Below are 8,091 nucleotides of genomic sequence, written 5' to 3'. Positions count from 1 at the left end.
CGATTGCGCCAGGCGCGCGGGAACGTCGGGCAGGCCGCGCTCGGCGCGCAGCAGCCGCAGCCGGGCGGCGTTCAGGGCGCCGGCGGCCGATTGCACGAGCCGCGCGCCGATCTGCGAGAGCGCGCCCTGCAGGTCCACGCGCGCGGGAACGGCGAGCTCCGCCGCGGCGGTCGGCGTCGGCGCGCGGCGGTCGGAGGCGAAGTCGATGAGCGTCGTGTCGGTCTCGTGCCCCACCGCGCTGATCAGCGGGATGGAGCACATCGCCGCGGCGCGGACGACGATCTCCTCGTTGAAGGCCATCAGGTCCTCGAGCGAACCGCCGCCGCGCGCAACGATGATCACGTCGGGGCGGGGCACGCGCCCGCCGGGCGCGATGGCGTCGAAGCCGCGGATGGCGGCGGCGATCTGCTCCGCCGCGCCCTGCCCCTGCACCGGCACCGGCCAGAGCAGGATGCGGCGTGGGAAGCGTCGTAGGATCGTGGTGCGGATGTCCTGGATGACCGCGCCCTTCTCGCTGGTCACGACGCCAATCACTGCGGGTAGGCGGGGGATGGGCTGCTTGCGGGCGTCGTCGAACAGGCCCTCGGCGATCATGCGCTTGCGCATCGCCTCGATCCGCGCGAGCAGCGCGCCCTCGCCGGCATATTCCAGGCGCTCGATCACCAGCTGGTACTTCGACCGGTCGGCATAGGTGGAGATGCGGCCCGTCGCGATCATCTCCACGCCATTCTCGGGCATGGTGCCAATGTTGCGCAGCGCGGTCTTCCAGATCACCGCCTCGATCTTCGCATCCTGGTCCTTCAGCGAGAGATACACGTGGCCGGATGGGTAGCGCTTCATCTCGGTGATCTCGCCGCGCACGCGCACGCGGCCGAAGGCGCCTTCCAGCGTGCGGCGGATGGCGCCGGCCAGGTCCGAGACGCTGTAGTCGGGAATGTTGGTGGCGGGCGTGTCCATGGCGCCACCCTATGCTAAGGCGCCCCCGGTGCGGAACGGGGTGGTCACATGAAAGTCCTGGTGGTCGGCGGCGGCGGGCGGGAGCACGCGCTGTGCTGGGCGATCGCGGCCTCGCCGCTGCTCACGCGCCTGTGGTGCGCGCCGGGAAATGCCGGCATCGCCGAGGTCGCGGAGTGCTTGCCGATCGGCGCCGAGGACATCGTCGCGCTGGTGGCCTTCGCGAAGGAACACGCGGTGGACCTGGTGGTGGCGGGGCCGGAAGCGCCGCTCACGCTGGGGCTCGCGGATGCCTGCGCGGCAGCCGGGATCAAGTGCTTCGGGCCATCGGCAGCGGCGGCGCGGCTCGAGGGCAGCAAGGCCTTCACGCGGGAGGTCGCGGACGCCGCCGGCGCACCAGGCGCACGCTGGCAGCGCTTCACCGATCCCGCCGCCGCGAAGGCCTACATCCGTGCGCAAGCCGCACCCATCGTCGTGAAGGCGGATGGCTTGGCCGCCGGCAAGGGCGTGGTGGTGGCGGCGACGATCGCCGAAGCCGAGGCGGCCGTCGCCGACATCATGGAATCGCGCGTGCATGGCAGCGCGGGCGCAACAGTACTCATCGAGGAATGCCTGATCGGGCAGGAAGTGTCCTTCTTCGCGCTGTGCGACGGCGAGACCGCCATCCCGCTCGGCGCCGCACAGGATCACAAGCGGGTGGGCGACGGCGATACCGGACCCAACACCGGTGGCATGGGCGCCTATTCGCCGCCGCCCGTCTTCACCGACGCGCTGCGCGACGAGGTCATGGCGCGCATCATCCGCCCCGTACTCGCCGAGATGGCACGCCGCGGCGCGCCGTTCCGCGGCGTACTGTTTGCCGGGCTGATGATCACCGCCGACGGCCCGCGCCTGATCGAGTTCAACGTCCGCTTCGGCGACCCGGAATGCCAGGCGCTGATGGTGCGGCTGCGGTCGGACCTGCTGCCGGCGTTGCTGGCCGCCTGCGATGGCGAGCTCGCCGCCTTCGACCTGCGCTGGGAACCGCTGCATGCGCTGGTGGTGGTGATGGCCGCGCGCGGCTACCCCGGCGCCTATGCGAAGGGCAGCGAGATCCGCGGCATCGAACGCGCCGCGCAGATGCCGGGCGTGCAGGTCTTCCACGCCGGCACGGCACGGCGCGAGGACGGCGCGCTGATCGCCACCGGGGGGCGCGTGCTGGGCATCACCGCCACCGGCGCGACGCTCGCCGAGGCGCAGGCGGCGGCCTATGCGGCGGTGGACGCGATCGACTGGCCGGGTGGGTTCTGCCGGAGGGATATCGGCTGGCGGGCGCTGTGAGGCGAGGGCGCGGCGGAGGGGGCTTTGCCCCCTCCGGACCTCCCCCAGCAAGGCGCAACGGCCCCTTGGCGGGTGGCGTCCGGGGAGGGCAGAGCCCTCCCCGCGCGCGCCCCATCACCCAGCGACCACCCTATCGATCCCCTTCGCCAGTGCCACGTCCCGCGCGCTCAGCCCGCCCGCGTCATGCGTGCTCAGCGTGATCTCCACGCGGTTCCACACGTTGAACCATTCGGGGTGGTGGTCGCGCTTCTCGGCCAGCAGTGCCACGCGGGACATGAAGCCCCAGGCGGCGTTGAAGTCGGCGAAGCGAAAGCTCCGGGTGATGGCGTCGCGGCCGGGCACCATGGACCAGTGCGGCAGGTCCGCGGCCAGGCTCGCGCGTGCGGCGGCGTCCAGTTTCTCGACCATCTGCGTCTCCGTTTGCTTGACGCCGGGCGGTGGTGCCGCGCATGAGGCGCCATGCGTTTCTCGACCCCGCCCGGCCTCGATGACCTTGTGGAGATGGCCGAGCACGCGCTCGCGGCAATCCCCGCGCCGCTGCGCGACCTGGTGCGCGGCACCGCCATCCTGGTCGAAGACGTGCCCGACGACGAGACGCTGCGCGAGATGGGCCTCGAGAGCCCCTGGGAGCTGACCGGCCTGTATCAGGGCGTGCCGCTGACCGCGAAGTCGGTCGGCGACATTCCGCGCGAGCCCGACCGGATCCTGCTGTATCGCGAACCCATCCTGTTGGAATGGATCGAGACCGGGGAGGACCTGTTCCGCCTGGTCCGCAACGTGCTGGTCCACGAGATCGGCCACCATTTCGGCCTGTCGGACGAGGATATCGCGCGGCTCGAGGATGGCGACTGACCGCGCCGGTCAGCCGCCCCGGCCCAGCACCTCGGCATCGTGCTCCCCCAGCGCCGGCGCGCCGCGCACCGAGCGCGGCCGCACGCCGTCGAAGCTGATCGGCAGCCCCACCACGCGCGGCCCACCGCCGGGCAGCGCCTGCACCATGTCCATGGCGGCGAACTGCTCGCTCGCCACCACCTCGCCGATGTCGTTGACCGGGGAGCACGGCACACCGGCGGCTTCCAGCGCGGCGATCCATTCATCGCGCGGGCGGGTGCGCAGCACATGTGCGATCATCGGGATCAGCTCCGCCTTGTTGCGCACGCGCGCGGGGCCCTTCGCGAAGCGTTCGTCGGCCGCCCATTCCGCATGGCCCAGCACCTGGGCGCAACGCGCCCACAGCCGGTCGTTGCCGGCGGCCAGACACAGCGGCCGGTCGGCGGTGTCGAACACCTGGTAGGGCACGATCACCGCGCCGCCGGTGCCGTGGCGCGTCGGCACGACGCCGGTGGACAGGTGGTTGTTCACCTGCCCCTCCACCCAATGCACCGCAGTCTCGAACAGGGATGTATCGACGATGCCCCCGCGGCCTGTGATGTCGCGCCGGCGCAGCGCGCCCAGCGCGCCGATCACGGTGAACATCCCGGTTGCCTTGTCGTTGATCGACGCGCCGCAGAAGGTGGGCGGGTCCTCCGGACGGCCGGTCACGCTCATCATGCCGCCATAGGCCTGCAGCAGCGGGTCGAAGCCCGGGCGCATGCGCAGCGGCCCGGCATTCCCGAAAGCCCAGATCGAGCAATAGACCAGCCGCGGATGCCGCGCCGTCATCGCGGCCGGGCCGATGCCGATCTCCTCGACCACGCCGGCGCGCAGGTTCTGGATCAGGATGTCGGCGCTCTCGCACAGCCGGTGCAGCGCCTCGACATCCTCCGCCCGCTTGAGGTCGAGCCGTACCGAGCGCTTGTTGCGGTTCTGCCCGTGGAAATACAACGAGGTGACGCCATCCGGGCCGAAGGGCGGGCCCCAGGCGCGGGCGTCGTCCCCGCCATCGGGCTTCTCCACCTTGATCACGTCCGCCCCCATGTCGGCCATGATGGCGCCGGCCAGCGGGCCGGCCAGCGCCTGGCCGACCTCGATCACGCGGACACCTTCCAGCGGCAGGTTCATGCGTCTGTCTCCCAACGGCTCGACGCAGCATAGGGCGTTTCCGCCGAACGCTAAGGTCGTTGCCGGGCGGCCGGTCCGGGCACGACCCGACGCCCCGAGCGGCAGGCCGCCGGCTTGCGGCGTCGGCCCCGCTGCCGCAAGGATCATCGATGGCCTTCGGTCGCGACGACATCATCAGCGCCTATCGCCGCCTCCTCGGGCGCGACCCCGAGGACGAGGCGACCGTCGTGGCCCTGATGGCCTCGGCCGATCTCGACACCTTGCTGGCTGCGCTTCTCGATGGCGAGGACTGGCGCTGGCGCCATCGCCCGAGAGCGAACGCAGATCGCCTCGTGACCGACGAGGAGGTCGCGGCGATCTACGGCGCACTGCTCGGCCGCGCCCCCGAGGATGCCGCGCTCGGCCCGCGCTACCGCGCCGCCACGATGACCGCCGTCGACCTGATGTTCTTCGTGATGCGCAGCCCGGAGTTCAAGAAGAACGCGGGCCGGCGCTTCTCGCGCGAATATGCGCTGGATGCCTCTGAGGGCGCGCCCCATCCGGCCGGCCATGGCGCGCTGCGCCTACCCTTCAGCCTCGAGCCGCGGCTCGTGCCGCTGTACCACTTCCTGCACATCCCGAAGACCGCCGGCACCAGCCTCAATCGCGTCTTCGACCGCATGTTCCGCGGCCTCGTGTTCTATACCAATCCGGCCGAACTGACGGCGAAGGTGCGGGCCGACCCCGCCTTCTTCCACCGCTACCTGCTGGTTACCGGCCATATCGACGTCAACAACGCGGCGGCGACGGCGGGCGTGCGGGAGAATGTCTTCCTCGCGGTGTTCCGCGACCCGGTGCAGCGCGCCGTCTCGCTCTACGACTACATCCGCGCGACGGCGGAGCACCCTCTGCACTGCGCGATACGGGACCTCACCCTGCTCGAGGCCTTCCGCAGCTCCGGCGGCTTCCGGAAGGTCACGATCAACGCGCAGCTTCGCACCGTGTTCGGCGGCGCCACGATGCGCCATGTCCGAGAGGCGTTGAAGGCGCGCAGCTACGTGCTCGGGCGGCAGGATGCGCTGGAGGACTTCCTCGACGCCGTAGCGCATTTCACCGGCTTCCCGCGCCCGCCGGCGATCCCCCGCCTCAACACCGCCGGGGACCATGGCGGCCCCGAGCCGGCACGCATCCAGCCGGATCACGACCAGGCCCTGGCGGAGATTGCCGAGGCCTGTCGGCCCGAGATAGCCTTCGTGGGCCAGTGGCTCTCGCGCCCGCTCTCGACGGTGGGCGCGCCGCCTCGCCGCGACTGATGCGCGGCGCACCACGTTTTGATCCGCGGCCCGAAGCGCCGGGCCGCCGAATAGCGGCCGCCGCGCACGCGGCGAAACCAAGGGCCGCGGATGCCTGCCCGGCGCCTCGGGCGGCCACAGGTGCAGCCTTCGGCCCGCGGGCATGGGCTCAATCCGCCAGCAGCTCCCGCAGCGCGCCAAGCATGCCCGGCACGTCGACCCGCCATCGCTCCTGCGCGCCATGCGAGGGTTCCAGCCACAGCGTGTGGCGATGGCCGATCACGCGCGACAGCCGCACCATGCAGAAGCGCGGGTCGCGCCATCCCGGCGCCACCGGCATCAGCTCGAGCACCCGGGTGCCCGGCCGCGCGGTCAGAAGATGGCCCAGCGCCGCGCCATGCGGCGCGACGATGCACGCTGCCCCGCGCACAAGGGCGATCTGGCGCGCCAGCGGCATGCCCGCGAAGGTCACCACCTCGAAGCCCTCGGCCGCCAGCGTGGCCTCGACTTCGGTCTCGTTGGCGAGCGGGCGCGCGCCCGCCCCACCGCGTGAGATGTAGAGCAGCCGCGGCCCGCCGCCGGGCGCGGCGCGCGCCGCCGCGGCCACGATCCGCGCCAGCATGGGGCGATAGGCGTCGAAGCGCGTCAGCCATGGCAGACCGGCCGGCATGACCAGCAGGCGCCCGACATGCACCGCCTTGCCGGCGCTGATCAGCGGCAGCGCCTCGCCCAGGGCCATGGCCAGGCTCTCGGCTATGAAAGGCGGCGGGGCGGCGGGTTGCAGCAGCGGGATCGGCGGGGTCCGCCCCGGCGGATACCAGGCCAGGGAGGGCAGCCATTCGGCGTACCAGTGGTAGAAGTTGGAGGCCTCGTTGAAGGCGAAGATCGCCTCCGGGATGCGCGGCGCCGTCTCCATCGCGAGGCGCGACTGGCGCAGCAGCGGCCAGCGATGCGTTCGGATGACGCGACGGTCCGGTGTCCAGATCTGCCCCATGTCGTTGACGAAGACATCGTGCCAGGCGCTCACCGCCGGCACGCGGTCGTTGGCGAGCGTCGCCTGGAACTGCCGGTCGAGCTGGCGCAGGGCGCGCGCCTCCGCGGCCATGGCCGGATCGGCGAAGCGGATCTCGAGGCTGAAGCCGGGTGCTCCGCCGGGCAGCGGGGCGGCGGGCGCATAGGCGAATTCGGTCGGGGCGGGCGTCGCTTCGGCCAGGTTGGCGAAGCGCTTCCAGGCGGTCTGCAGCGCCGCCTGCAGCGCCTTGTCGGCGAGCGCGCCCTGCACCAGCCGCAAGGTCGGGCCGAGCGGGGTCAGCACGCCATCGTCGCGGAAGATGTCTGGATCGGCGATCAGCGTCGCGAGCGCAGCCGTGCCGTGGCCGCCGCCGGCCAGGCGCCGGGCGGCATTCACGCGGTCGCCGCGCGGCAGTTGCGCGGCGATGGCGACCTGCGTGGCCCTCTCGACCCTGGCGGCATCGCCAAGCGCCACGGCGGCGAAGACATAGACGAGGATGCCGCGCGGCGTGCGCAGGTCGTCGGATGCGGCCTCGAAGGCCTCGGCGGCGGCGGACCAGTCCGCCGCGGCCTCGAGCGCGACGAGGTGCCGGGTGAAGGCGGCGGCGTCCTCGGCGGTCATGCCGGCGGGGACGGGGCCCAGCCATTCGGGTCCTGCGACCCGCGCGGTGTCGCACCCCGCGCGTACTGCGCGGAAGGCCGCGCCGCGGCGTTCTGCTGAAGCACCCGGCTCTCCCCCTCCCGTGCCCTGCGTGGCCTCCCGGGACCACCGGGTTGCCCAGGTGGTTAGCATGCGCGCGCGCGCGGCGGCCAGCGGCGCCCCAGGATCGCATCGCGGCGCGATGCGGGTATGGTGCCGCCGGCGGTCGATGGCCGAACGCCATCGATGGATGGGCACGCATGGGCGCCGCGCCGAACCGCTGGATGGAGCTCGGCATCCTCGCCGCCTCGCGCGCCGCGATGGGGGCGCAGTTCCAGGTGATGGGCGCGCTGGGGCCGCTGCTGATCGGCACGCTGGCGGCGGACTGGACCGAACTGGGCACGCTGATCGGCGCCTATTCGCTGGCGGGCATCGCGGTGGCACTGCCGGCCGGCTGGGTGATGGCGCGCCTGGGAGACCGCGGCGTGCTGCTGGCGGGCGTGGCGCTGATGGCGCTGGGCGGGACGGTGCTGGCGCTGGCCGGCGGCTTCGGCACGGCGATGGCGGGGCGCCTGGTCTCGGGCGTGGGCGGCGCGCTGCTCGCGATCGCCTGCGCCAAGATGGTGCTGGACCGGTTCTCCGGCGCGGCGCTGGCGCCCGCACTCGGTCTGATGCTGATGGCCTGGCCGCTCGGCATCGGCATCGCGCTGGTGGTCCTGCCATTGCTGGGCGGGGATTGGCGGGCCGGGCTGTGGCTCTCGGCCGCCGTCTGCGCGGCGTCCTTCCTGCCGCTGTGGTTCGCGCTGCCGCGCGGTGCGGGGGCGGGCGCGGCGCCGGCGCGCGCGGGCGGGCTGCTGCGCGGGGAATGGGCGCCGCTGCTGAGCGCGGCCACGG

General features: G+C 72.7%; 8 protein-coding genes. 4 read left to right on the top strand and 4 right to left on the bottom strand.

The genetic code is table 11. From position 1 onward, the window contains the following. A partial coding sequence (gene xseA / locus HW578_RS19575) for an exodeoxyribonuclease VII large subunit (protein ID WP_198372396.1) occupies window positions 1-957 on the bottom strand: 957 nt, incomplete at its 3' end. A 48-nt stretch (window positions 958-1,005) separates the two neighbouring features. Between xseA and purD the strand changes: the two genes are divergently transcribed. Then, a complete protein-coding gene (purD, locus tag HW578_RS19570; RefSeq protein WP_198372395.1) occupies window positions 1,006-2,274 on the top strand; it encodes a phosphoribosylamine--glycine ligase in 1,269 nt (422 codons plus the stop codon). Between the two features lie 114 nt (window positions 2,275-2,388). Here purD and HW578_RS28255 read toward each other — a convergent pair whose 3' ends face one another. Further along, window positions 2,389-2,787, bottom strand: a complete 399-nt coding sequence (locus tag HW578_RS28255) for a 4a-hydroxytetrahydrobiopterin dehydratase (RefSeq protein WP_369407935.1) — start codon at window positions 2,785-2,787, stop codon at window positions 2,389-2,391. On the opposite strand from HW578_RS28255, the gene HW578_RS19560 reads away from it, so the two are divergent. Then, window positions 2,734-3,126: a metallopeptidase family protein gene (locus HW578_RS19560; RefSeq protein ID WP_198372393.1), complete on the top strand. Its 393-nt coding sequence runs from the start codon at window positions 2,734-2,736 to the stop codon at window positions 3,124-3,126. The genes HW578_RS28255 and HW578_RS19560 overlap by 54 nt on opposite strands. 9 nt (window positions 3,127-3,135) lie before the next feature. On the opposite strand, the gene HW578_RS19555 is transcribed toward HW578_RS19560, so the two are convergent. After that, entirely contained in the window at window positions 3,136-4,275 is a 1,140-nt protein-coding gene (locus HW578_RS19555; RefSeq protein ID WP_198372392.1) for a CaiB/BaiF CoA transferase family protein, read from the bottom strand. A gap of 149 nt (window positions 4,276-4,424) precedes the next feature. Between HW578_RS19555 and HW578_RS19550 the strand changes: the two genes are divergently transcribed. Then, on the top strand, window positions 4,425-5,567 hold the full coding sequence (locus HW578_RS19550; protein WP_198372391.1) for a sulfotransferase family protein: 1,143 nt from the start codon (window positions 4,425-4,427) through the stop codon (window positions 5,565-5,567). A gap of 148 nt (window positions 5,568-5,715) precedes the next feature. Here HW578_RS19550 and HW578_RS19545 read toward each other — a convergent pair whose 3' ends face one another. After that, on the bottom strand, window positions 5,716-7,179 hold the full coding sequence (locus HW578_RS19545; RefSeq protein WP_198372390.1) for a glycosyltransferase family 61 protein: 1,464 nt from the start codon (window positions 7,177-7,179) through the stop codon (window positions 5,716-5,718). A 278-nt stretch (window positions 7,180-7,457) separates the two neighbouring features. On the opposite strand from HW578_RS19545, the gene HW578_RS19540 reads away from it, so the two are divergent. Beyond that, window positions 7,458-8,091 (top strand): MFS transporter (locus HW578_RS19540; RefSeq protein ID WP_198372389.1); only part of this gene is annotated, 634 nt, incomplete at its 3' end.

The sequence above is a fragment of the Roseomonas rosulenta genome, assembly GCF_016106005.1.
Lineage (GTDB): Bacteria > Pseudomonadota > Alphaproteobacteria > Acetobacterales > Acetobacteraceae > Neoroseomonas > Neoroseomonas rosulenta.
Note: the sequence above shows the minus strand (reverse complement) of the source record. Positions and strands in the feature narration are given on the sequence as shown.